This window comes from Pseudonocardia sp., from assembly GCF_029263155.1.
In the GTDB taxonomy this organism is placed as follows: Bacteria; Actinomycetota; Actinomycetes; order Mycobacteriales; family Pseudonocardiaceae; genus Pseudonocardia.
In genome coordinates this window covers 40,166-64,133 of sequence record NZ_JAJCYB010000074.1, presented here as the reverse complement: position 1 = coordinate 64,133, position 23,968 = coordinate 40,166, and the positions used below count along the sequence as shown (strand labels likewise).

The 23,968-nt window shown below is 73.8% G+C and carries 21 protein-coding genes; 15 read left to right on the top strand and 6 right to left on the bottom strand.

From position 1 onward, the window contains the following. Positions 1-57 precede the first annotated feature (57 nt). The 3 genes from purB to Q1K26_RS14860 all read left to right on the top strand — a co-directional run bounded on the left by purB (position 58) and on the right by Q1K26_RS14860 (position 3,129). Positions 58-1,488: an adenylosuccinate lyase gene (purB, locus tag Q1K26_RS14870; protein ID WP_300012264.1), complete on the top strand. Its 1,431-nt coding sequence runs from the start codon at positions 58-60 to the stop codon at positions 1,486-1,488. After that, on the top strand, positions 1,485-2,321 hold the full coding sequence (locus Q1K26_RS14865; RefSeq protein ID WP_300012262.1) for a phosphoribosylaminoimidazolesuccinocarboxamide synthase: 837 nt from the start codon (positions 1,485-1,487) through the stop codon (positions 2,319-2,321). The genes purB and Q1K26_RS14865 overlap by 4 nt, the downstream gene beginning before the upstream one ends. A gap of 61 nt (positions 2,322-2,382) precedes the next feature. Beyond that, complete coding sequence (locus tag Q1K26_RS14860) at positions 2,383-3,129, top strand: DUF2334 domain-containing protein (RefSeq protein WP_300012260.1); 747 nt, start codon at positions 2,383-2,385, stop codon at positions 3,127-3,129. A 73-nt stretch (positions 3,130-3,202) separates the two neighbouring features. Here the strand turns inward: Q1K26_RS14860 and Q1K26_RS14855 are convergent, their stop codons facing one another. Both Q1K26_RS14855 and Q1K26_RS14850 read right to left on the bottom strand, forming a co-directional pair. Next, complete coding sequence (locus Q1K26_RS14855; protein ID WP_300012258.1) at positions 3,203-3,829, bottom strand: MBL fold metallo-hydrolase; 627 nt, start codon at positions 3,827-3,829, stop codon at positions 3,203-3,205. 32 nt (positions 3,830-3,861) lie between these two features. Next, positions 3,862-4,866 carry an epimerase gene (locus Q1K26_RS14850; RefSeq protein WP_300012256.1) on the bottom strand — a complete coding sequence of 335 codons (1,005 nt, stop codon included), beginning with the start codon at positions 4,864-4,866 and terminating at the stop codon, positions 3,862-3,864. A gap of 88 nt (positions 4,867-4,954) precedes the next feature. On the opposite strand from Q1K26_RS14850, the gene Q1K26_RS14845 reads away from it, so the two are divergent. The 7 genes from Q1K26_RS14845 to Q1K26_RS14815 all read left to right on the top strand — a co-directional run bounded on the left by Q1K26_RS14845 (position 4,955) and on the right by Q1K26_RS14815 (position 11,623). Then, complete coding sequence (locus tag Q1K26_RS14845; protein WP_300012254.1) at positions 4,955-5,710, top strand: alpha/beta hydrolase; 756 nt, start codon at positions 4,955-4,957, stop codon at positions 5,708-5,710. A 20-nt stretch (positions 5,711-5,730) separates the two neighbouring features. Then, the gene (gene purS, locus Q1K26_RS14840; protein ID WP_300012252.1) at positions 5,731-5,982 is read left to right on the top strand and encodes a phosphoribosylformylglycinamidine synthase subunit PurS; all 252 of its coding nucleotides are present in this window, start codon (positions 5,731-5,733) and stop codon (positions 5,980-5,982) included. After that, the gene (gene purQ, locus Q1K26_RS14835) at positions 5,979-6,674 is read left to right on the top strand and encodes a phosphoribosylformylglycinamidine synthase subunit PurQ (protein WP_300012250.1); all 696 of its coding nucleotides are present in this window, start codon (positions 5,979-5,981) and stop codon (positions 6,672-6,674) included. The genes purS and purQ overlap by 4 nt, the downstream gene beginning before the upstream one ends. A 1-nt stretch (position 6,675) precedes the next feature. Beyond that, positions 6,676-7,821 (top strand): SpoIIE family protein phosphatase, encoded by a 1,146-nt coding sequence (locus tag Q1K26_RS14830; RefSeq protein ID WP_300012248.1) that lies wholly within the window; start codon positions 6,676-6,678, stop codon positions 7,819-7,821. Beyond that, a complete protein-coding gene (locus Q1K26_RS14825; RefSeq protein ID WP_300012246.1) occupies positions 7,818-9,425 on the top strand; it encodes an ATP-binding protein in 1,608 nt (535 codons plus the stop codon). The genes Q1K26_RS14830 and Q1K26_RS14825 overlap by 4 nt, the downstream gene beginning before the upstream one ends. Next, entirely contained in the window at positions 9,422-9,874 is a 453-nt protein-coding gene (locus Q1K26_RS14820) for a response regulator (protein WP_300012244.1), read from the top strand. The genes Q1K26_RS14825 and Q1K26_RS14820 overlap by 4 nt, the downstream gene beginning before the upstream one ends. A gap of 108 nt (positions 9,875-9,982) precedes the next feature. Further along, a complete protein-coding gene (locus Q1K26_RS14815) occupies positions 9,983-11,623 on the top strand; it encodes a right-handed parallel beta-helix repeat-containing protein (RefSeq protein ID WP_300012242.1) in 1,641 nt (546 codons plus the stop codon). On the opposite strand, the gene galE is transcribed toward Q1K26_RS14815, so the two are convergent. The 3 genes from galE to Q1K26_RS14800 all read right to left on the bottom strand — a co-directional run bounded on the left by galE (position 11,611) and on the right by Q1K26_RS14800 (position 15,479). Further along, the gene (gene galE, locus Q1K26_RS14810) at positions 11,611-12,642 is read right to left on the bottom strand and encodes a UDP-glucose 4-epimerase GalE (protein WP_300012240.1); all 1,032 of its coding nucleotides are present in this window, start codon (positions 12,640-12,642) and stop codon (positions 11,611-11,613) included. The two genes, Q1K26_RS14815 and galE, sit on opposite strands and share 13 nt — an antisense overlap. Further along, positions 12,639-14,321: a glycosyltransferase gene (locus Q1K26_RS14805; RefSeq protein ID WP_300012238.1), complete on the bottom strand. Its 1,683-nt coding sequence runs from the start codon at positions 14,319-14,321 to the stop codon at positions 12,639-12,641. Before Q1K26_RS14805 ends, galE begins: the two co-directional genes overlap by 4 nt. Positions 14,322-14,522: 201 nt before the next feature. Then, positions 14,523-15,479, bottom strand: a complete 957-nt coding sequence (locus Q1K26_RS14800; RefSeq protein ID WP_300012236.1) for a UDP-glucuronic acid decarboxylase family protein — start codon at positions 15,477-15,479, stop codon at positions 14,523-14,525. A 223-nt stretch (positions 15,480-15,702) separates the two neighbouring features. Here Q1K26_RS14800 and purL point away from each other — a divergent pair, with 223 nt between their 5' ends. From purL to purM, 5 genes are all read left to right on the top strand, one after another. After that, entirely contained in the window at positions 15,703-17,997 is a 2,295-nt protein-coding gene (gene purL, locus Q1K26_RS14795) for a phosphoribosylformylglycinamidine synthase subunit PurL (RefSeq protein WP_300012234.1), read from the top strand. A 41-nt stretch (positions 17,998-18,038) separates the two neighbouring features. Further along, entirely contained in the window at positions 18,039-18,407 is a 369-nt protein-coding gene (locus Q1K26_RS14790; RefSeq protein ID WP_300012233.1) for a sterol carrier family protein, read from the top strand. A gap of 128 nt (positions 18,408-18,535) precedes the next feature. Then, a complete protein-coding gene (locus Q1K26_RS14785; protein ID WP_300012232.1) occupies positions 18,536-20,653 on the top strand; it encodes a GGDEF and EAL domain-containing protein in 2,118 nt (705 codons plus the stop codon). Between the two features lie 32 nt (positions 20,654-20,685). Further along, positions 20,686-22,236, top strand: coding sequence for an amidophosphoribosyltransferase (gene purF, locus Q1K26_RS14780; RefSeq protein WP_300012230.1), 1,551 nt, complete (start codon positions 20,686-20,688; stop codon positions 22,234-22,236). Between the two features lie 39 nt (positions 22,237-22,275). After that, entirely contained in the window at positions 22,276-23,349 is a 1,074-nt protein-coding gene (gene purM, locus Q1K26_RS14775; protein ID WP_300012228.1) for a phosphoribosylformylglycinamidine cyclo-ligase, read from the top strand. A gap of 371 nt (positions 23,350-23,720) precedes the next feature. Here purM and Q1K26_RS14770 read toward each other — a convergent pair whose 3' ends face one another. Then, positions 23,721-23,918: a DUF3073 domain-containing protein gene (locus Q1K26_RS14770; RefSeq protein ID WP_300012226.1), complete on the bottom strand. Its 198-nt coding sequence runs from the start codon at positions 23,916-23,918 to the stop codon at positions 23,721-23,723. Between the last annotated feature and the right edge of the window lie 50 nt (positions 23,919-23,968).

Here is a 23,968-nt window from a genome sequence, read left to right as displayed (position 1 = left end):
CCGCTGTCGTGCACGGCGGGCGAGCGCGGCCCGGACCGGGACGTAGGCTGCTGCGACGTGATCCCCTCCGCCGCGATCCCGAACGTCCTCGCCGCCCGGTACGCGAGCCCGGAGCTGGTCCGGCTCTGGTCGCCCGAGTACAAGATCGTGCTGGAGCGGCGGCTGTGGATCGCGGTGCTCCGCGCGCAGCGCGACCTCGGCGTCGACGTGCCCGACGGCGTGGTCGAGGACTACGAGCGCGTCGCCGAGCAGGTCGACCTCGCCTCGATCGCCGCCCGCGAGCGCGTCACCCGCCACGACGTGAAGGCCCGCATCGAGGAGTTCTGCGCGCTGGCCGGGCACGAGCACGTGCACAAGGGCATGACCAGCCGCGACCTCACCGAGAACGTCGAGCAGTTGCAGATCCGGCTGTCGCTGGAGCACGTGCGCGACCGCACCGTCGCGATCCTCGCCCGGCTGGCGCGCCGCGCGGCCGAGCACGCGGAGCTGACGATGGCCGGGCGCAGCCACAACGTCGCCGCGCAGGCCACCACGCTGGGCAAGCGCTTCGCCTCCGCCGCCGACGAGCTGCTCGTGGCCTACGCGCGCCTGGAGGAGCTGCGGGCGCGCTACCCGCTGCGGGGGATCAAGGGGCCGATGGGCACGTCGCAGGACATGCTCGACCTCCTCGGGTCTCCCGACCGGCTGGCCGACCTCGAGTCCCGGGTCGCCGGGCACCTGGGCTTCGCGGCGACGCTGACCAGCGTCGGCCAGGTCTACCCGCGCTCCCTGGACTTCGACGTGCTCGCCGCGCTCGTGCAGCTCGCCGCCGGGCCGTCGTCGCTGGCCACGACGATCCGGTTGATGGCGGGCATCGAGCTGGCCACCGAGGGTTTCCAGCCCGGGCAGGTCGGCAGCTCGGCGATGCCGCACAAGATGAACTCGCGCTCCACCGAGCGCATCAACGGGATGATGGTGCTGCTGCGCGGCTACGCCGGCATGGCGGCCGAGCTGGCCGGTGCGCAGTGGAACGAGGGCGACGTCTCCGACTCGGTGGTGCGCCGCGTCGCCCTGCCGGACGCCTTCTTCGCCCTCGACGGGCTCGTCGAGACCGCGCTCACCGTGCTCGACGAGTTCGGCGCCTACCCGGCCGTCGTCGCCCGCGAGCTGGACCGCTACCTCCCCTTCCTCGCGACCACCGCGGTGCTGACGGCCGCGGTGCGGGCGGGTGTCGGGCGCGAGACCGCCCATGAGGTGATCAAGGAGCACGCCGTGGGCGTCGCGCTGGCCATGCGGGAGAAGGGCCAGGGCGAGAACGACCTGATCGCCCGCCTCGCGGGCGACGAGCGGCTCGCACTGCCATCCGGCACCCTGGACGGCCTGCTCGCCGATCCGCTGCGGTTCACCGGCGCGGCCACCGACCAGGTCGCGGCCGTCGTCGCGCGGGTGCGGGAGATCGTCGACGCGCACCCGACCGCGGCCGCCTACGCACCCGGAGCCATCCTGTGAAGCTGCTGCACTCGGGCAAGGTCCGCGACGTCTACCTCGACGACTCAAGGGACCCCGGCGAGCTGATCCTGGTCGCGTCCGACCGGCTGTCCATCTACGACGTCGTGCTGCCCACCCCCGTCCCCGACAAGGGGGCCCTGCTCACCCAGCTGTCGCTGTGGTGGTTCGAGCAGCTCGGGGTGCCCCACCACGTCATCTCCCAGGACGTGCCGGCGGAGTTCGCCGGGCGTGCGGTGCGCTGCCGGCGGCTGGAGATGCTGCCCGTCGAGTGCATCGCCCGCGGCTACCTGGCCGGGCTGGGGCTGCAGGAGTACCGGCGTCACGGCTCGGTGTCCGGCGTGGCGCTGCCCCCCGGGCTCGTGGAGGGCTCCGAGCTGCCCGAGCCGATCTTCACCCCCACCACGAAGGCGCCGGTCGGCGAGCACGACGAGTTCCTGACCTTCGACGAGACGGCCGCGCTGATCGGGGCCGACCGCGCGGCGCGACTGCGCGACCTGACCCTGTCGGTCTACACGCGGGGGGCGCAGACCGCCGCCGCGCAGGGCATCCTCGTCGCCGACACGAAGCTGGAGTTCGGTCTCGACGGGACCGGCGCGATCGTGCTCGCCGACGAGGTGCTGACCTCGGACTCGTCCCGGTTCTGGCCCGCCGACCGCTGGGCGCCCGGCGGCCCGCAGTTCTCCTACGACAAGCAGTACGTGCGGGACTGGTCGGCCGGCCTGGACTGGGACCGCACCCCGCCCGGCCCCGAGGTGCCCGCCGAGGTCGTCGCGGCCACCCGCGCGCGGTACGTGGAGGTCTACGAGCGTCTCACCGGGCGATCGTGGCCCTGACGGCATCCGCGCTCCACGGCGGCGTCGGCGGCCGTTCACCGCGGCGTGCGTTCATGACGTCGTGGCCCCCCGCCTGATCGTCTCGCTGTCCGGACTGTCCGACGACTCCCTCGACCGTGGCGCCGCGTTCACCGCGGCCCTCGACGACCGCGGCGTCGCGGTCTCGCAGCTCTACCGGCCCGGCGCGTTCGGGCCCGGGGTCGCGGGGAGCCCGCTGGTCCGGTGGATGCACGAGCGGCGCGACCGTGGCGACGCGATCGCCCTGCACGGCTACGACCACAGCACGGAGCCGCTGGTCCCCGGGCGGCTGGCCCGTGTCGGGCGCCGGGCCGAGTTCGCCGCCCTGCCCCGCCACGAGGCCGGCCTGCGGCTGCGGGCCGCCCGCCGCACGCTGGGTGCGGTGGACCTGCGCACCGAGGTGTTCGTGCCACCGCGCTGGATCGCCTCGACCGGCACCCTCGACGCCCTGCGCGAGCAGGGCTTCACCACGCTCGCCGACGAGCACGGGATCCGCCGGCTCGACGGTCCCGGCGCGGTGCGGGCCCGGGTGCTGGGTTTCCGGGTGTCGGGGGAGCGGATCCCGGTCGCCGACGACGCGAAGGCCGCGGAGGCGTGGCGCTGCCGGATGCTCGTCGCCGAGGTGCGCCGGGTCACGCACCGCGGCGGGCTGGTGCGCATCAACGTCCGGGCGAAGGACCTCAAGCGCGCGCAGCGCGTCGACGCGGCACTCGCCGCGGTGGACGCCGCGCTGGCGGCAGGTGCACAGCCGACGACCTACCGCCTCCCCGCCGCCGCGCGGGCGGCCTGACCCGCACCTCGGAGCCGGAACGCCGTCGTGACGGCCACAGAGCAGCAGTACGGCTCCGAGGTGCGGGGCCTGATCAGAGGGCGGTGGGTGTGCCCTCGTCGAGCACCCGGACGGTCGTCTCGGCGGGAGCGAGGTTCGTGAACAGGCCGTAGAACACCTGGGGCCGGGCGAGCAGGCCCTGGTGGACCGGTACCGCGGTGCGGGGGGTCACGGCACGCAGGTAGTCCACGCACTCCGCGGCCTTGAGCCAGGGCGCCGCCGTGGGCAGGAACAGCACGTCGACGGGTGCGGGCACCTCCGGGAAGGCGTCGCCGGGGTGCAGGTGCGTGCCGTCGACGAGGTAGGAGTTGTTGGGGATCACCGCGATGTCGGGGTGGATCACCTCGTGCTCACCGCCGAGGACGTCGACCCGGGCGCCCGCGATCAGCACCGACCCGCCGGGCGCCACCACCTCGTGGTCGATCGCGTCGAGCTGACCGGCCGAGCCCGCGTCGACGACGAGGCGCGCGCCGGGGTTGCGCTGCAGCAGCGCTCCCAGCCGGTCCAGGTCCAGATGGTCGGGATGCTGATGGGTGATGAGCACCCCGTCCAGAGCGGAGACCGACTCGAACCCGGTCGCGAACGTGCCCGGGTCGATCAGTAGCCGCGCCGCCCCGGTGTCCAGCAGCACGCACGAATGGCCGAAGTGGGTGGTCTGCACCCGGCTCACCCTGCCAGTCCACCGAGCCGTCGCTACGTCGTCGCGGCGTCCCGGTCGGTGAGCAGCCGGGATTCGTCGGCGGGTGCGAGGCCGGCCCGGCGGGTGCGGTCCGGGCCCAGGGTCCGCTCGTGGTCCAGGGCGGCGCGGGCGGTGTCGGCGATCGGGCGGGTGCGCAGGCCCGCGGCGGCGGCCGGTGTCGTGTCGCGGGCGGCGATGCCCGTGTGCGTGTCCGGCAGCCACAGCGGCAGCGAGCGCGGGCCTGCCCACGGGGTGACCTCCGCGGCCACCAGTGCCTCGGGTGGGACCGGCACGAGTTCCAGGTCGGGAGCACCCACCGCGGCGGCGATCTCGTCGAGCACCGCACCGAGCGTGGTGCGTGGGCCGCTGCCGTCGACGGTGCCGGTCAGGCCGCGCTCCCCGGAGTCGACGATCCACTCGGCGAGATCGCGCACGTCGACGATCTGCATCGGCTGGTCGGGTACCCCGGGCACCACGGCACGGCCGCCGCGGGCGAAGCGGGCGGGCCAGTAGCCGAAGCGGTCGCTGCGGTCGCCGGGCCCGCAGATCAACCCGGCCCGCACCACCAGCGACCTCGGGTGGGACGCCCGCACGGCGTTCTCCGAGGCCACCTTGATCGCGCCGTACGCGTCCGGTTGCCGGTCCGGGGGCGGCGACGAACCGTCCTGGAGCGGGTCGAGCAGCGGCGCGTCCACCCCCTGGCCGGGTGTCAGCGGGTCGGCGTACACGCTGATCGTCGACACGAACGTCCAGTGCCCCGCGTCGACCGCGTCCAGGGCGTCACGGACCCACGGCAACGACATCGTGGCGACGTCCACCGCGGCGTCGAAGCGGCGCCCGCGCAGCGGATCGAGCGCGCCGGGCACGTCCCGGTCGGCGACCAGCAGGGTGGCCCCGTCGGGCACCCGTCCGGACTCGCCGCGCGCCACGCACACCACCTCGTGCCCGCGCGCCACCGCGACCGCCGCCACCGCGTGCGAGAGGAACCGCGTCCCACCGAGAACCAGCCAGCTGCCCATGCTGCTGTTCTAGCGGCCCGACGCCGGCTGGCCCAGGGAAGTTCGCGCACAGCCGATGAGCCCGGCCCGCCCGCGGCGTCATAGCAGCATGACCAACGGATACGCCGACGTGAACGGCCTGCACATGTACTACGAGACCCACGGCGAGCAGGGCACGCCGCTGGTGCTGCTGCACGGCGGGGTGATGACCATCGACCTCACCTACGCCGACCTCATCCCGACCCTGGCGAGGAAGCACCGGGTGATCGCCGTGGAGTTCCAGGCGCACGGTCGCACCGCCGACATCGACCGGGACCTGACCTACGCGAACCTGGCCGGCGACGTCGTCGCCCTGCTCGACCACCTCGGCATCGACCGCGCCCACGTCGTGGGCCACAGCATGGGCGGCGGCACCGCGCTGGAGCTCGCCGTCGGCCACCCCGACCGGGTGCTGTCGGTGGTGCCGATCTCGGCGAGCGTCCGTCCCGACGGCGCGCACCCCGACCTGGCCGACCCCAGCACCTACGCGACGTCGACGATCATGCCGACGGCGCAGGACTTCGCCGACATGGCCGAGGCCTACGCCCGGCTCTCGCCGCACCCGGAGCGGTTCGACGACCTCCCGATGCGCACGATGAAGACGGTCGAGGGCTGGACGGGCTGGACGGACGAGCAGCTCGCCGCGGTCACCGCCCCCACGCTGATCGTGCTGGGGGACAACGACTTCGCCCTCCCTGCTCACGGCGCACTGATGAAGGAGCTCATCCCCGGATCGCAGCTGGCGATCCTGCCCGGCACCACGCACATGCAGGCGCCGCGACGCGCCGATCTGCTCCTGCCGATGCTCGACGTGTTCCTCGGCTAGGGGGACGTAGGCTCTGGCTCGTGGCCAGAGTTGTGGTGGACGTGATGCCCAAACCGGAGATCCTCGACGTGCAGGGCCAGGCGGTCACGCGGGCGCTGGGCCGGATCGGCGTGACGGGCGTGGCCGAGGTGCGGCAGGGCAAGCACTTCGAGCTCGACGTCGACGACGCGATCGACGACGCGACCCTGCACCGCATCGCGGGCGAGCTGCTGGCCAACCCGGTCATCGAGGACTGGGTCGTGCGGCGCCGGTCGGACCTGGTGCGGCCGTGAGGATCGGGGTCATCACCTTCCCCGGCTCCCTCGACGACGTCGACGCGGCCCGCGCGGTCCGCTACGCCGGTGCCGCGGCGGTCCCGCTGTGGCACGCCGACCACGACCTGCTCGGCGTCGACGCCGTGATCGTCCCCGGCGGTTTCTCCTACGGCGACTACCTGCGCGCGGGGGCCATCGCCAGCCTCGCACCGATCATGACCGAGGTCACGGCGGCCGCCGGGCGCGGGATGCCGGTGCTGGGCATCTGCAACGGCTTCCAGATCCTCTGCGAGGCGGGACTGCTGCCGGGGGCCCTGGTGCGCAACGCCGGGCTGCGTTTCGTGTGCCGGGACCAGCGGCTGCGGGTGGAGTCCACCGCCACGGCCTGGACCGGCGCCGCCACGGCCGGGCAGGAGATCCTGGTGCCGCTCAAGTCGGGGGAGGGCCGGTTCGTCGCCGACGCGGACACCCTGGCCCGGTTGGACGGGGAGGGCCGCGTGGTCTTCCGGTACGTCGGGGGTAACCCCAACGGGGCGATGGGCGACATCGCCGGTATCGCCTCCGCCGACGGCCGTGTCGTCGGCCTGATGCCCCATCCGGAGCACGCCATCGACCCGCTGACCGGACCGTCCGACGACGGCCTCGTCCTGTTCACCTCCGTGCTCGCCACGACGGCGTCGAACCCGCTCGCGGGCGCGGAGCGGCGGTGAGGTGACCGGTCCGCGGCACGTGCTGCTCGTCGAGGACGATCCCGGCGACGCGTTCCTCGTGCAGGAGCTGCTGGCCGAGGTGGAACCCGACCTGCGCCTGACGGTGGTCGGGTCCGTGCGCGAGGTCGTCGACGGCGGCATGCTCGCCGGCTGTCACTGCGTCCTGCTGGACCTCAACCTCCCCGGCTCGGACGGCCTCGACGGCCTGCACGCGATCCTGCGGGCCGACGCGCTGGCCGCGGTCTGCGTCCTCACCGGCCTCGACGACGAGCACCTCGGCACCGCGGCGGTGGCGGCGGGAGCGCAGGACTACTTGGTGAAGGGCACGGTCGACGGCCCGCTGCTGATCCGTTCGCTGCGCTACGCGGTCGAGCGCCGCCGTGCGGAGACCAGCGTGCTGCGGTTGCGTGAGGAGCAGCTCGTCGCGGCGGAGTCGACGCGCCTCGAACGCGGCCTGCTCCCGAAACCGCTGCTGGCCGGCAGCCCCGTCCGGTCCCGGGAGTTCTACCGGTCCGGCCGGGCCCGGTCGGTGCTGGGCGGTGACTTCTACGACGCGGTCCGCGGCCCCACCGGCACCGTGCACGCGATCGTCGGCGACGTCTGCGGGCACGGGCCCGACGAGGCGGCGCTGGGCGCGCTGCTGCGGGTGTCGTGGCGGGCGCTGGTCCTCGCGGGTGTCGACGAGACGCAGGTGCTGCCCAAGCTGCAGCAGGTGCTGGTCAGCGAGCGGCACGAGAGCAGGCTGTTCACCACGGTGTGCACCGTGGCCGTCCCGGCCGCCGGGGACGCGCTGGTCCGCCTGGCCGGGCACCCGCCGCCGGTCCTGCTCCCGGGGATCGAGCTGGTGGAGCCGCGGGTCGGGTTGCCGCTGGGCATCCGCGACGACGCCTGCTGGGAGCCCGCCTCGGTGCGGCTGGACCCGGGTTGGGCGCTGCTGCTCTACACCGACGGGCTCGTCGAGGGCCGGGGCACGGGCAGCGACGAGCCGCTGTGGCCGGAGGGGCTGGTGGCCCTGCTCGTCGAGGAGCGACGGACCGACCTGCAGCAGCTCCCGGCGCGGCTGGTGGAGCGTGTTCAGCAGCTCAACGGCGGCCCGCTCGCCGACGACGTGGCCATCCTGCTGCTGTCCGCCGCGGAGGGGCGGTGACCGCGCCGCTGGCCCGCCGGCTGCGCCCGCTGCTGGTCGGCACCCGCAGCAGCGGGGGCGGCTGGCCGCTGGCCCGCATCTTCGGCGCCGCGGCCGCGGTGGTGGGCCTGTTCGCGGTGGCGGCCATCGTGCTGGGCTCGGTGGCGCTGGCCGGGCTCAACGACGCCCGTGCGGTGCTGCTGGACCGCGTCTCGCCCGCGCTTGACGCGGGCCAGCGGCTGTCGGTCGCCCTGCTCGACCAGGAGACCGGGATCCGCGGGTACGATCTCACCGGGCGCGCCGACTTCCTGGAGCCCTACCGCTCCGGCGTGCGGGCCGAGACCGACGCGGTCGCCGTCCTGCGCGCCACCCCGGACCTGGACGACCTGGGACCGGAGCTGGACGGCGTCGTCACGGCGGCGCAGCGCTGGCGGGAGCGCTACGCCGAGCCGACGATCGCCGCGACCGGGGACGCGGCGCAGCCGATGCCGGACCCGATCGAGGGCCGCGCCCTCTTCGACGGCGTACGCTCCCGGACCGAGGTCCTGCTCCGGGAGCTGGAGAACGCCCAGGAGGAGGCCCGGGCGGGTGTCGGGGCGGCCGCGTCGTTCCTGCTCGCGGCGGCCGTCGCGGTGGCGGTGGTGCTGCTGCTGGTCATCGTCGCCGCCGGCATCGGGCTGCGCCGCACCGTGCTGCGACCGGTGTCCGACCTCGCCGCGCAGGTCCGGGCCGTGGTCACCGGCGACGCGCAGCAGCCGGTGCGCGCCACCGGGCCTGCGGAGATCGTCGGGCTCGGGGAGGACGTCGAGGCGATGCGCACGCGCATCCTGAGCGACCTGGACGAGTCCCAGGAGACCAACCGCAGGCTCGACGAGCGCACGCGCGACCTGGAACGGTCCAACCGCGACCTGGAGCAGTTCGCCTACGTCGCCAGCCACGACCTGCAGGAGCCGCTGCGGAAGGTGTCGAGCTTCAGCCAGCTCCTCCAGCGCCGCTACGGCGGTCAGCTCGACGATCGGGCCGACCAGTACATCGAGTTCGCCGTCGACGGCGCCCAGCGCATGCAGCAGCTGATCAACGACCTGCTGGCGTTCTCGCGGGTCGGCCGCACGACCGAGGGCTTCACCCCGGTCGCGCTCGACGCCGTGGCCGCGTCCGTCGTCACCCAGCTGGAGCCGGCCAGGGCCGAGGTGGACGGCGAGATCGTCGTGCACCCGCTGCCGGAGGTCGTGGGTGACGCCGCCCTGCTGCGCCAGCTGCTGGCCAACCTGGTCGCCAACGGCCTCAAGTTCCACCGGGAGGCAGTGCCACCGGTCGTGGAGGTCGCGGGTCGGCGGGTCGGCGACGTCGTCGAGGTCACGGTGGCCGACAACGGCATCGGCATCGACGCCGAGTACGCCGACAAGGTCTTCGTGATCTTCCAGCGGTTGCACGCGCGCGAGGTCTACCCCGGCACCGGCATCGGGCTGGCGCTGGCCAAGAAGATCGTCGAGTTCCACGGGGGCCGGATCGGGCTCGAACCGGGCGAGCGCGCCGGCACGACCGTGCGCGTCACCCTGCCCGCGCAGCCCGTCGCCGACGACCACGTCCCCGAACACCACGCCCCCGAGGAGTCCACCGCATGACACCCCAGTCGCGCATCGTCAACGTGCTGCTCGTCGAGGACGACCCCGGCGACGTGCTGATGACCCGCGAGGCGTTCGACGAGTACCTGCACAACCGCCTCGACGTCGTCACCGACGGCGCCGACGCCCTGGCCTACCTGCGCAACGAGCCCCCCTACGCCGACGCGCCCCGCCCGGACCTGATCCTGCTCGACCTCAACCTCCCCCGCCGCGACGGGCGCGAGGTGCTGGAGGAGGTGAAGAAGGACCCGGTGCTGCAGCACATCCCGGTGATCGTGCTGACCACCTCGCAGGCCGAGGAGGACGTGCTGCGCAGCTACCAGCTGCACGCGAACGCCTACGTGACCAAGCCGGTGGACTTCGACGGGTTCATCGAGGCGATCAAGCAGATCGACCACTTCTTCGTGAGCGTGGTGCAACTGCCGTCGGGCCGGGCCGGGGGTCGGTGACGTCGCGGGAATCGGTCCGTCCCGTCACCCGGTCGTGGTCCGCCCGGCGGGCGGACCGCTACCCCACTCGGCCCTACGCTCGGGACGGGCGGAGGGAGTGGGTGCGGAGTGAGGCGGGACCGGTGGGCCGCTGTCGTGCTGACGGCCGTGGGCGTCGTGTTGCTCGCCGCCTGCGCCGCGCTCGGAGCGCCTCCGGGGGAGCGGGTGTTCTACGTCAGCGCCGCCGGTGACGACACCAGGCGCGGCACCTCCCCGGACGAGGCGTGGCGCACGCTCGACCGGGCATCCGCCGCCGTGCTGCTCCCTGGCGAGCGCCTGCTGCTCGAGGGCGGGTCCCGGTTCACCGGCCGGCTGCTGATCGACGCCGCGGACGCCGGTGATCCGGACAGCCCCCTGGTGATCGGTTCCTACGGGCAGGGCCGGGCGGTGATCGAGGGCCACGCCGACTCGGCGGTCGCGGTCGTCGACACCGCCGGGGTGGAGATCGCCGACCTGGTCGTGGTCGGGCCCGGCACGGTACAGCCGGGATCGGCCGGGATCCGCTTCTTCAGCGAGCTCGCCGAGGACGGCAGGCTCGGGCACGCCGTCGTCGAGCGCGTGGAGGCCAGCGGGTTCGTCCACGGCATCGAGGTCGGCAGCTCCCGGGCGGGCACCGGGTTCCGGGACGTCCGCATCGCGGACTCGGTCGTGCACGGCAACCGGGACGCCGGCCTCGCGGTGTACGGCCCGGAGTTCGACGCGGCCGACCCGCGGTTCGCGCACGAGGCCGTGACGGTGTCCGGTGTGACGGCCCACGACAACGCGGGCGACGCCGCCAACCTGACGCGCAACACCGGCAGCGGCATCGCCCTGGGCAGCGTCCGAGGCGGCACCGTGACGCGCTCGGTCGCGCACGACAACGGCGGGTCCGGGGGAGCGGGCGAGGGCCCGGTCGGGATCTGGACCTACGACTCCACGGGGGTCGTGATCGAGCACAGCCTGTCCTACCGCAACCGGACGGCGAAGCTGGCCGACGGCGGCGGGTTCGGGCTCGACCAGAACACCGCGGACTCGGTGCTGCAGTACAACCTGTCCTACGACAATCACGGGCCGGGTTACCTGGTCTACACCGGTCGGGACAACGACGCCCATACCGGCAGCACGGTGCGGTTCAACGTCAGCAGCGGCGACGCCCGGCGGTGGAGCGTGTACGGGGGCATCACCGTGCTGGGCCGCGTCGACGACGTGCGGATATACCAGAACACCGTGGTGATGGCACCGCAGGCGAGCGACCCGTCCTCCGCGTTGCGGCTCGGCCCGGGCATCACCGCCGTCGAGGCCCGGAACAACCTGCTCGTCAGCGACGCGGCCGGCCCGCTGGTACTGGCCGAGTCCGGTTTCGACCGGGGTGCGGTCGCGCTGGACGGCAACGCCTACGTGGCGGACGGGGTGGACTGGTCGCTGATCTGGGGCCCGCAGGAGTACTCCTCGCTGGGCGAATGGAGTGCGGGAACGGGGCAGGAGCCCGGTGGGAGCGGCCTGGACACCGATCCGCTCCTGCCCGGCCCGCTCGTCGGGCTGGAGGCGACCGTCCCCGGCGACGCCGCCGCCCTCGCCGGGTTCGCCCCGGGCGCGGACTCGCCGTTGCGCGGAGCCGGCCTCGACCTCACCGATCTGCTGGCGCCCGGGACGGCGCTGTCCGACCTCGCGGGCGCCCCGGTCCGCGTCGGCGCGCCGGACATCGGGGCGCTGCAGGCTCAGCCGGGGTAGCCCTCGGGGTGCAGCTGCTGGAAGCGCCACGCGTCGCGGCACATCTCGCCGATGTCGCGCCGCGCCCGCCAGCCCCACTCGCCTGCGACCCGGCCCGCGTCGGCGACGAGCTCGGCCACGTCGCCGGGACGCCGCGCGACCAGGTCGTACGGGATCTTCCGGCCGCTGGCCTCGGCGAAGGCCTCCACGAGCTGCAGCACCGAGGTGCCGACGCCGGTGCCGAGATTGAGCACCCGCAGCCCCGGCCGCAACCGCTCCAGCGCCATCCGGTGTCCTTCGGCGATCTCCACGACGTGCACGTAGTCGCGGACGGCGGTGCCGTCCGGGGTCGGGTAGTCCGAGCCGAACACCTCGATGCGCGGCCGCCGCCCGACCGCCACCTGCATGAGGTAGGGCATGAGGTTGTGCAGCGCCCCCCGGGGGTCCTCGCCGAGCAGCCCGCTCGGGTGCGCCCCGGCCGGGTTGAAGTAGCGCAGCGCGAGCGCGGACAGCTCCGGGTGGCGGTGGACGGTGTCGGCGATCACCTGCTCGCACATCCACTTCGACCGGGCGTACGGGTTGGTCGGGCGCGCCGGGTCGTCCTCGGTGAGCGGGTGGCCGCCGCCGTCGCCGTAGATCGAGCAGGACGAGGAGAACACCAGACGGTGCACCCCGCGAGCGAGCATCACCCGCAGCAGGGCAACGGTGCCGCCGACGTTGATGTCGTAGTACTCCAGCGGCATCGCGATCGACTCCCCGACGGCCTTGCGGGCCGCGAAGTGGATCACTGCATCGATCCGGTGGGCGCCGAACACGGCGTCGAGGGCGGTCGCGTCGCGCAGGTCGGCCCGGTAGGCCGTGAGGCGCCGGCCGCTGAGGGACTGCACGGCGTCGAGCGCGGCGGGGGAGCTGGTGGAGTGGTCGTCGACCACGACCACGGCGTGGCCGTGGTCGAGCAGCTCGACGCAGGTGTGCGAGCCGATGAAGCCCGCGCCCCCGGTGACCAGGACGGTCGACACGGCATCCTCCGGGACGGTCATCGCGCGAGGGCGATCTGGATGTACAACGGGAACAGCGACGCGGGTACCGCCAGCAGGGCCAGGGCCAGCACACCGAGCGCCAGGGGGACGGCCGCGGTGTGCCGGACCCCGGACCACCGGCCCGTGCCGGCCGCCCGGGCGGCCTCGACGCCGTGCAGGACCGAGACGGCGGTGACGACCGTCGCGTAGGCGGCCGCGCCGAGCAGGCACAGCCCGACGTACCCGACGGCCCCGGTGCGCACCTCCCCGGTGAAGGCGGCCACGCTGAGACCGACCGAGATCACGACGTAGGGCAGTACCAGCCGTACGGGCAGCGGCTCCAGCCCGGCACGCACCTTGGGGGTGACCCGGAAGGTGATCGCGGTCGGGCGGAACCGCTGCCCGACCGCGGCCAGCACCCCCCACGCCACGTACGGCCAGCGGACGAGGGCGTAGAGCCAGTTCTCCCAGCTCAGCACCGGGGCGCGGCGGGGGCGGAGCAGGCCGTTGCGGCGCAGCACCAGCAGTACGCCGATAAGCCAGGCCGACAGCAGCCACCAGTGTCCGAGGAAGGCCAGGTAGTCGACCCGCACCCACTGCAGCCCGGTGACCGCGGCGATCGGGGGCAGCAGCAGCCCGACCCCCGTCGTGACGACGAGCAGGAAGTAGAACACCAGCGCGTAGAAGAAGCGTAGGCGTAGGGCCCACGGCAGTCGGGCGAGGTGTCGAGGGACGAGGTCGAGCAGCAGCGTGGTCAGGCTGCGCGACCACTGGAACTCCTGGGTGAGCATCGCCGCGACGGTCAGCGGCCCGTCCCCGCGGGCCTCGGCGTCGAGGGCGAACGCGCCCTGCCAGCCCGCGGAGTTGAGCAGGAACGCCGTGGAGAAGTCCTCGGCGAGCTCGGGCCCGATGCCGCCGATCTCGGCCACGGCCGCCGTGCGCACGGCGTAGTGGGAGCCGATGCAGACCGGGGCCAGACCACCGGAGTGGCCGGCCTGGATGGCGCCGTGGAACGCCGATTCGCGGTGCAGCCTGCCGCGCGCCGACCACGATCCGGTGCCCTCCCGGTCGCAGACGCTGGGCGCGGACACGTAGCCGACCGCCGGGTCGGCGAAGGGCCGGACCACGTGCGCGAGGTACCCCGGGTTCGGGACGTGGTCACAGTCGAGCTGCGCGACCACGTCGTAGTCCCGGTAGCCGCACCGGTCGTAGAAGTAGGCGAGGTTGCCCTCCTTGCAGCGGGTGCGCCGCGGCCAGCTCGTCCGGTGGTAGGCCGCGACGCCCCGGCGCGTGGAGATCCGCACGGCGCGAGCGGCGCACCACGCCACGGTCTCGGCTGTCGGGTCCTCGTCGCAGAGCCACACGTCGTAGCGACCGCGGAAGTGCTGCGCGAGCATCGCCTCGAGGGTGGCCCGGGCCACGGCCCACGGCTCCGACGGGGCCTTGGTCACGACGAACGCCACCCGCACGGCCGGGACGGGCACCGCCGGGTCCACCCGTCGCACGCGGTTGACCGTGAGCAGGAAGTAGGCCGGCAGGCAGGTCAGGTACAGCAGCAGGATGCTGTTGACGACGATCCCGGCCAGGAACGTGCGGTGCTCGGGCTGCAGCCACCACGTCCAGAACACGCCCAGGCTCACCAGCCAGCCCGCCGAGAGCACGGCCACGGCGATCCGGTCCCGGCGCGGCAGCGCGGGCACGAGCAGGCGCGGGTCGGGTCGGCGACGATCGCGACCGCGTCGTGCCCGGAAGGTCGGCCCGCTCGGGGGAATGGCGATGACGCGACCGCCCGAGATCCGGGCGATCTCCGCGCGGGGGGCGGTCCCGTCCCATCCGCCGTGCCGGCTGCGGTGCCGCCCGCGGACAGGTGTGCCGGCCGTCGAGGTGGTCACGAGTGCCGGTCAGGCCCCGGCGAGAGCCGCCGGTGCGGTCGCCCGCGCCGCGAACCAGGTGATCGTCCGGCGCAGGCCCTCCTCGGTGGAGACCTCGGGCGTCCAGCCGAGGCGCTCGCGCGCCCGGTCGACGACCGGGCGCCGCCGGGCGGGGTCCTCGACGGGCAGCGGGAGATGGACGACGGGCGCCGAGGAGCCCGTCAGGGCCAGCACGAGCCGGGCGAGCTCGGCGACGGTGCGTTCCTCGGGGTTGCCGAGGTTGACGGGGCCGGGCTCGGCACTGTCCAGCATGGCGACCAGCCCGCGGACCAGATCGTCGACGTAGCAGAAGCTGCGCGTCTGGCTGCCGTCGCCGTATATGGTCAACGGCTCGCCACGCAGGGCCTGGTCGACGAAGGACGACACCACGCGGCCGTCGTGCGGACGCATCCTCGGGCCGAACGTGTTGAAGATCCGCACGATGCCGGCGTCGACGCCGCACGAGCGCGCGTACGCCGTGGTCAGCGCCTCGGCGAAGCGCTTCGCCTCGTCGTAGACGCTGCGTGGCCCGGTGGGATTGACGTTGCCGTGGTACCCCTCGTGCTGAGGGTGCACGAGCGGGTCGCCGTACACCTCGCTGGTGGAGGCCAGCACGAACCGGGCGCTGCGGTCCCTGGCCAGCTCGAGACAGTGCTCGGTGCCGCGGCTGCCCACCGCGAGGGTCTCCAGCGGCATCCGGTGGTAGTCGACGGGGGAGGCCGGGCTGGCCAGGTGGGCGATCGCGTCGACCCGGCCTGCGACGTCCAGGGAGCGGCTGACGTCCGTCTCGACGAAACGGAAGCGCGGCTCGGCGCGCAGATGGGCGATGTTCTCGACCTGCCCGGTGGAGAGGTCGTCGACGCAGACGACGGTGTCGCCGCGCCCGACGAGGGCATCGCAGAGATGGGATCCGAGGAATCCGGCTCCGCCGGTCACCACGACACGCACGAGCACACCTCGGGATCGGAGTACGACTTCTAGGCCATTCGGCGCAATGGTAGGCGCCCTGTTGTAGTTGCCTCCAGGTGGGCCGGGTGGGGCGGCCGTTCGGGCTCGACGACCGGGCCCGCGCCGCCACGGACGTCACCTGCGAGCACGTCCGAGTCGGGCACGTCCGGCAGGCCCGCCCGTCGCGGGTGTGTGCGTCGCGGGGCACGTAGGCTCGGCAGCCGTGGTCGCCTCCCCCGCAGTGCCTGCCGTCGACACCGTCTCCCGCGCCGCCGCCACCCCCGACCAGCCGCAGCCCTACCGCGAGCTGGGTCTCAAGGACGACGAGTACGCCCGCATCCGCGAGATCCTCGGCCGTCGTCCCACCGACGCCGAGCTGGCGATGTACGCGGTGATGTGGAGCGAGCACTGCTCGTACAAGTCCTCGAAGGTGCACCTGGCCTACTTCGGCGAGTCCACGACGCCGGAGATGCGCCGGAAGATGCTCGCGGGCATCGGCGAGAACGCGGGCGTGGTCGACATCGGCGACGGGTGGGCCGTCACGTTCAAGGTGGAGTCGCACAACCACCCGTCCTACGTGGAACCGTTCCAGGGCGCGGCCACCGGCGTCGGCGGGATCGTCCGCGACATCATGGCGATGGGGGCCCGCCCGATCGCGGTGGCCGACCCCCTGCGCTTCGGCCCGGCCGACGCGCCCGACACCGCCCGGGTGCTGCCCGGCGTGGTGGCCGGCGTCGGCACCTACGGCAACTCGCTGGGCCTGCCCAACGTCGGCGGCGAGGTCGTCTTCGACGCGGGTTACGCGGGGAACCCGCTGGTCAACGCGCTGTGTGTGGGTGCGATGCGCACCGAGGACCTGCACCTGGCGTTCGCCTCGGGCACCGGCAACCGGATCGTCCTGTTCGGCGCCCGCACCGGCCTGGACGGCATCGGCGGGGTCTCGGTCCTGGCCAGCGAGACGTTCGCCGGTGACGAGGACGCCACCGCGGGCCGCAAGAAGCTGCCGTCGGTGCAGGTCGGCGACCCGTTCACCGAGAAGGTCCTCATCGAGTGCTGCCTGGAGCTGTTCCACGCGGGTCTGGTGGTCGGCATCCAGGACCTCGGCGGCGCCGGGCTGTCCTGCGCCACCTCCGAGCTGGCCAGCGCGGGCGACGGCGGCATGCACGTCGACCTGGACGCCGTGCCGCTGCGGGCCACCGGGATGACGCCCGCGGAGATCCTGTCCAGCGAGTCGCAGGAGCGCATGTGCGCCGTGGTGCGGCCGCAGGACATCGAGGCGTTCATGGCGGTCTGCGCCCGGTGGGACGTGCTGGCGAACGTGATCGGCGAGGTCGTCGAGGGCGGCCGGCTGGTGATCACCTGGCGCGGTGAGACCGTGGTGGACGTGCCCCCGCGCACGGTCGCCCACGACGGCCCGGTGTACCACCGCCCGGTGCAGCGGGGGCTGGGTCAGGACGCGCTCGTCGCCGACGGCCCGGAGGCGCTGCCCCGCCCCCGGACCCCCGCCGAGCTGCGTGCCGAGATCCTGCGCATGGCTGCGAGCCCGAACCTGTGCAGTCGGGCGTGGGTCACCGACCAGTACGACCGCTACGTCCGCGGCAACACCGCGGGCGCCCAGCCCGCCGACGCCGGCGTCGTGCGCGTCGACGAGGTCACCGGCCGCGGGATCGCCGTCGCCACCGACTGCAACGCCCGGTTCGTGGCGCTCGACCCCTACACCGGCGCGCAGCTCGCGCTGGCCGAGGCCTACCGCAACGTCGCCACGTCCGGGGCGGTGCCGCTGGCCGTCACCGACTGCCTGAACTTCGGCTCGCCGGAGGACCCGCACGTCATGTGGCAGTTCGAGCAGGCGGTCCGGGGCATCGCCGACGGATGTGCGCAGCTCGGCGTGCCGGTGACCGGGGGCAACGTCAGCTTCTACAACCAGACCGGCGACCGCGCGATCCTCCCGACACCGGTGGTCGGCGTGCTCGGGGTGATCGACGACGTGGCGCGCCGCGTGCCGTCCGGGTTCACCCGCGACGGCGACGTGATCGTGCTGCTCGGCGACACCCGCGACGAGTTCGGGGGCAGCGAGTGGGCCCACGTCGCGCACGGGCACCTCGGTGGCCGCCCCCCGACGGTGGACCTGGCCGCCGAGCAGCGCCTGGCGGCGCTGCTGGCCACCTCCGCCGCCGCGGGCACGCTCACCGGCTCCCACGATCTCTCCGACGGCGGCCTGGCGCAGGCGTTGGTCGAGTCGTGCCTGGTCGGGGGGCACGGTGCGCGGGTGACGCCCCCCGGGGCGGACGCGTTCGTGGCGCTGTTCGCCGAGTCATCGGCCCGGGTGCTGGTCACGGTGGCGCCCGGCGACGTCGCCGCGCTGCTGCACGCCGCGGCAGCGGCCGGCGTGCCCGCCGCGGAGCTCGGCGTCACCGGGGGGCCGGATCTCGAGGTGGCCGGTCTGTCGCCGCTCCCGCTCGTCGAGCTGCGGGCGGCGTGGGAGGCCACGCTGCCGTCGCTGTTCGGCCGGACCTGACCGCCCGTACGGGTACCCGACCGATCGGACAGGTGGGCTCGGTGTCGTCGGAGGACGCAGGTGCGGACGGTGACGCTCTCGGCGACGCCCTGTCGGCGTGGCTCGCCGGTGGCGACGGCCCGGACCGCGCCGTGCTGCGCGCGGCCGTGAAGGAGAGCCTCGCGGCGCTGGCCCGGGCGGCGCCGGGCCGAAGCGTGGAGGTCCGGGTGCCGCCGTTCGGCGCCGTGCAGTGCGTCGCCGGGCCGCGCCACGGGCGCGGCACTCCTCCGAACGTGGTGGAGACCGACGCGCGCACCTGGCTGGCGCTCGCCGCCGGCGTGCTGAGCTGGGACGAGGCGGTCCAGGACGGCGCCCTGCGGGCGTCGGGCTCGCGGACGGGTGAGGTGGCACGACACCTACCGCTGCACTGAATGGACCCTGCCACCGTCGGACAACCGACGAACCGGGAACGGTCGTGGTGGCGTAAACACATCCTGAGACGGAAAATAGGGCGGATCACACAGAAGAACGGTCCGATCGGGTGACAGGCGGTGTCGACATGGTTGCAGCACGCAGCCTTCACCAGTCGGCGCTGGAACGACTCGCCGTACGGTGGGCCGAGCTCGCCCCGGAGCCCGACCCCGCGCTCTGCGGGCGCCTCGCCACGCTGCTGCGCCGGCTCGCCACCACGCTGGTGGCCGAGCCCTTCTGGCCGATGGCGGCGCGCGACATCGGCGGTGCCCTGCTCACCAGCGGGCTGTGCGGGCCGGCGTCCTGCGTCGCCGAGGCGGCCGAGGAACTGCTCCCGGCCAGCCTGCGGCTGCTGCGGGCCGAGGGTCCCGTCGCGCTCGGCGCCGACCCGGACCGGCTGGCCACGGCCCTCGACGAGCTCGTCACCGGCTTCGTCGCCGAGCTGCGCGACCGCGCCGTGGCCGAGCAGGCCGACGCGCTGCGGGCCACCATCCGCGTCCACGAGGGGGTGCAGCGGGCGCTCGCGGTGAGCGAGGCGCACTACCGCACCGTCTACACCCAGGGTGCCGTCGGGATCGCGATCGCCGACCTCGACGGGTTCGTGATCGACTGCAACCCCGCCATGTGCACCATGTTCGGCATCGGCTCGCCGCTGGACCAGCCTCGCCCGTTCACCGACTTCGTGCACCCCGACGACCTCACCGAGGCCCTCGACCGCTTCCGGCGGCTGGTCCGCGGGGAGGCCGATGCGATGCGCACGGAGCTGCGGTTCGTCCGGTGCGACGGGCTGGTGGTGTTCACCGACGTGGTCGCCTCCCTCGTCCGCGACGACGCCGGTACGGCCACGCACCTGCTGGCGGTCGTCGAGGACCAGTCCGAGCGCACCCGGCTGCGGTTGCGCCTGCAGCGCGCCTCCTACCACGACCAGCTCACGCAACTGCCCAACCGATCGCTCACCGAGCAGTGGGTGCAGCGCTCGTTCCAGCCCGGCGGGGCGGAGCGGGTGGGCATCTGCGCCCTGGACCTCGACGGACTCACCGCCGTCAACGACGGGTTCGGGCACCAGGTCGGTGACCAGGTGCTGCTCGCGGTGGCGGCCCGGTTGCAGATGGCCGCGGGTGAGCACCTCGTCACCCGGACCGGTGGCGACGAGTTCGCGGTGCTGGTCACCGATCCCACGGGCCTCGCCGAGGTGTGCCGGATCGCCGACCGCGTGCTGGACGCGTTCGCCACCCCGTTCCTCGTCGGCGGCCACTCGTTGACCATGTCGGCCAGCATCGGCGTGGCGGCCGCGCCGACCTCGCTCGCCTGCCCTGCGGAGCTGATGCGGGCGGCCGACGTCGCGCTGTCGTGGGCGAAGGAGCACGGCGGTGGGCGGCGCGTCGTGTTCGACCCCGAGCGTGACGCCGGGGAGTCCGCGCGGTTCGCGCTGCTCAGCGGGCTGCCCGGCGGCGTGGAGCGCGGCGAGTTCCGGCTCGTCCACCAGCCGCTCGTCGGCCTCTCCGACGGCCGGCTGCGCGGGGTGGAGGCGCTGGCGCGCTGGCAGCACCCCACCCGGGGCCTGCTCGGCCCCGGCCGGTTCATCGAGCTGGCCGAGCGCAGCGGCTCGATCGTCGCGCTGGGCCGCTGGGTGCTGCAGGCCGCCTGCGAGCAGGCCGTCCGGTGGCTCGGCGAGCTGGGCCCGCACGCACCGTTCGTCAGCGTCAACGTCTCTCCTGTGCAGCTCGTGGAGCGCGACTTCGCGCGGGTGGTCGCGTCGGTGCTGCGGGACACGGGGCTGCCCGCCGAGTGCCTGCAGCTGGAGATCACCGAGCAGGCGGTGCTCGCCGACGAGACCGCCGCCCTGGAGGCGATCACCGCGTTGCGGGCGACCGGTGTGCGGATGGCCCTGGACGATTTCGGCACCGGCTACTCCAGCCTCGCCTGGCTGCGCAGGCTGCCGGTGCATGCCCTGAAGATCGACGGATCGTTCATCGACGGCCTGCGCCACCCGGTCGCCGACCCGGTCGACGCCTCGATCGTGCAGGCGCTGATCGAGATGGCTCACGCGCTCGGGCTGGAGGTCACGGCCGAATGGGTGGAGACCGGGGTCCAGGCCGAACGGCTCGCCGCGCTCGGCTGCGACGTCGGGCAGGGATGCTGGTTCGGTGACGCGGGTCCCGCCGAGTGGGTCACGGGCCTCGCGCGGCGTAGGATCGGGTCCTGACTGCTCGGCCGTGAACCGCGACAGGAGCGTGTGTGTTGGGTTCCTCCCGCACCCAGCCCGAAACCGATCCGATCGACGACGCACCGCGCGAGGAATGTGGTGTCTTCGGCGCGTGGGCGCCCGGTGAGGACGTCGCCAAACTCGCCTACTACGGCCTCTACGCCCTGCAGCACCGAGGTCAGGAGGCCGCCGGCATCGCCGTGTCCGACGGGCGCCGCACCGTGGTGTTCAAGGACCTCGGCCTGGTCAGCCAGGTGTTCGACGAGCAGACACTGAGCTCGCTCAAGGGCCACTTGGCCATCGGGCACTGCCGGTACTCCACCACCGGATCCACCACCTGGGAGAACGCGCAGCCCACGTTCCGCACCACGGCCACCGGCAGCGGGATCGCGCTGGGCCACAACGGCAACCTGGTCAACACCGCCGAGCTGCGCGACGAGGTGGCGGCGCTCGGTGCCGCCCCGGCGTCCGGCCGGGCCCGGATGCAGTCCAGCACCGACTCCGACCTCATCACCGAGCTCATGGCCGGCACCGCCGCCGACATCGGGGTGGAGGAGGCCGCGATGCGGTTGCTGCCCCGGCTGCGCGGGGCGTTCTGCCTGGTCTTCGGCGACGAGCAGACGCTCTACGCCGCCCGGGACCGCCACGGCGTCCACCCGCTCGTGCTCGGTCGCCTGGAGCGCGGCTGGGTGGTGGCCAGCGAGACCGCGGCCCTGGACATCGTGGGCGCGTCGATGGTCCGCGAGGTCGAGCCCGGTGAGCTGATCGCGATCGACGCCGAGGGCATCCGCAGCTCGCGCTTCGCCGCACCGGAGCCCAAGGGCTGCGTGTTCGAGTACGTCTACCTGGCCCGCCCGGACACCGCGATCTCCGGCCGGTCGGTGCACGCCACCCGCGTCGACATCGGCCGCAGGCTCGCGCAGGAGCACCCCGTCGAGGCCGACCTGGTGATCCCGGTGCCGGAGTCGGGCACGCCCGCCGCCATCGGCTACGCCCAGGAGTCCGGCGTCCCGTACGGGCAGGGCCTGGTCAAGAACGGCTATGTCGGCCGCACGTTCATCCAGCCGAGCCAGACCATCCGCCAGCTGGGCATCCGGCTCAAGCTCAACCCGCTGCGCGACGTCATCCGCGGCAAGCGGCTCGTCGTCGTCGACGACTCCATCGTGCGGGGCAACACCCAGCGCGCTCTGGTGCGCATGCTGCGCGAGGCCGGGGCCCTGGAGGTGCACGTGCGGATCGCGTCGCCGCCGGTGCGCTGGCCGTGCTTCTACGGCATCGACTTCGCCACCCGCGCCGAGCTCGTCGCCGGGTCGCTCGACACGGAGGGGATTCGGCGCTCGGTCGGCGCCGACACCCTGGGCTACGTCTCGCTCGACGGCCTGATCGCGGCCAGCGAGCAGCCCCGGACCCGGCTGTGCTCGGCCTGCTTCGACGGCGAGTATCCGATCCCGCTGCCCGATGAGGCCCGCCTCGGCAAGCACCTGCTCGAACCGGTCCACCCCGGGGCCAACGGCGTGGCCTCGGGGGATGCCGGACCGATCTCGGTCGGCTACGGTGCCGCGGTCGTACCCGACCGCCCGTAGCCCCACCCACCTCCCCCAGCCCCGAGAGTGAGAACGATCATGCTGCCGATCACCTCAGGTGACACCCCGGGCGCCTCCTACGCGGCCGCCGGGGTGGACATCGAGGCGGGGGAGCGCGCGGTCGACGCGCTGCGTCCCTACGCGGAGAAGGCCAACCGGCCCGAGGTGCTGGGCGGCATCGGTGGCTTCGCGGGGCTGTTCGCACTGCGGATCGGGCGCTACACCGACCCGGTGCTCGCCGCGTCCACCGACGGCGTCGGTACGAAGGTGGCCATCGCCCAGGCGATGGACAAGCACGACACCATCGGCCTCGACCTCGTCGCCATGGTGGTCGACGACCTCGTCGTCTGCGGCGCGGAGCCGCTGTTCATGCAGGACTACATCGCGGTCGGGCAGGTCGTGCCCGAGCAGATCGCCGCGATCGTCAAGGGCATCGCCGAGGGCTGCCAGCAGGCCGGGTGCGCGCTGCTGGGCGGTGAGACGGCGGAGCACCCGGGTCTCATGGAAGCGGGCGGCTACGACATCTCCGGCACCGGGGTGGGCATCGTCGAGGCGGACGCGATGCTGCGGCCCGACCGGGTCCGCCCGGGGGACGTGCTGGTCGCGATGGGCGCGTCGGGTCTGCACTCCAACGGCTACTCGCTGGCCCGGCACGTGCTGCTCGACATCGCGCGGATGTCGCTGCAGGGCCACGTCGAGGAGTTCGGGCACACCCTGGGGGAGGAGCTGCTCGTCCCCACCCGCATCTACGCCCGCGACTGCCTCGCACTCGCGGCCGAGACCGGCGTGCGCACCTTCGCCCACATCACCGGCGGCGGGCTGGGGCGCAACCTGGAACGGGTCCTGCCCGACGGCGTGCGGGCCACCGTCGAGCGCAGCACCTGGACCCCCGACCCGGTGTTCAACCTGATCGCCTCCCGCGGGCGGGTCGAGCGGGCCGAGATGGAGAAGACGTTCAACATGGGCGTCGGGATGGTGGCCGTGCTGCCCGCCGACGACGTCGACCGGGCCCTGGCCGTCCTGACCGCCCGGCACGTGCCGGCGTGGGTGCTCGGCGAGGTGGGGCGCGGCGAGGTCGGTGTCGACCTGTGCGGTGACCACCCGCGGTTCTGACGGGACGGCCGCCGGGGGCCCGCCGAGCGGGACCGCGACGAGCGCGTCGGTTCCCGGCCGTGGCCGCCGGTGGTCACGACAAGACCGTCGCGCCATCCGTATCTACGCCCGGCGACTGCCTCGCGCTCGCGGCCGAGGGAGGTGGCGGATCGGCGCCGGGACGGTACCCGCGCCCGGTGAAGGCGGCCGGTCCGGTCGAGGTGGCTGGTGATCGGGTCGGGCGGGTCGGCGGCGACGGCAGCGTGGTCGCGGGCGGTCATCGCCCTCAGGTGCGCCGGCGCGGCCGGGACCACCCGGGGAGCCCGGGAGCGACCCGGTCGGGTGCGACCGGGATCACGGACGTCGCCGGGACCGGGTGCGGCTGTGCGCCGTCAGCGCCTGCGGTGGTCGCCGTCCCCGTCGTCGTCCGGGGCGTAGGGGTCGACCTCGTCGGCCTCCACATCCGGCTCGTGGAGCACCGTCCCACTGCCGATCTCACGCTGCAGAGCGTCGAGATCCATAGTGGGGGAGCTGTACTTGAGCTCGCGGGCCACCTTCGTCTGCTTGGCCTTGGCTCGTCCGCGCCCCATGGCTGGTCCCCCTTACAACAGGGAAGGGGCGGCCGGATGTTCGGCGGCCC

What these genes read in the sequence shown, in the direction of transcription:
- purM (WP_300012228.1), top strand. Translation starts at nt 22,276, where the DNA reads ATGCTGCCGATCACCTCAGGTGACACCCCGGGCGCCTCCTACGCGGCC.
- Q1K26_RS14845 (WP_300012254.1), top strand. Translation starts at nt 4,955, where the DNA reads ATGACCAACGGATACGCCGACGTGAACGGCCTGCACATGTACTACGAG.
- Q1K26_RS14770 (WP_300012226.1), bottom strand. Translation starts at nt 23,918, where the DNA reads ATGGGGCGCGGACGAGCCAAGGCCAAGCAGACGAAGGTGGCCCGCGAG.
- galE (WP_300012240.1), bottom strand. Translation starts at nt 12,642, where the DNA reads ATGACCGTCCCGGAGGATGCCGTGTCGACCGTCCTGGTCACCGGGGGC.
- Q1K26_RS14785 (WP_300012232.1), top strand. Translation starts at nt 18,536, where the DNA reads ATGGTTGCAGCACGCAGCCTTCACCAGTCGGCGCTGGAACGACTCGCC.
- Q1K26_RS14850 (WP_300012256.1), bottom strand. Translation starts at nt 4,866, where the DNA reads ATGGGCAGCTGGCTGGTTCTCGGTGGGACGCGGTTCCTCTCGCACGCG.
- Q1K26_RS14820 (WP_300012244.1), top strand. Translation starts at nt 9,422, where the DNA reads ATGACACCCCAGTCGCGCATCGTCAACGTGCTGCTCGTCGAGGACGAC.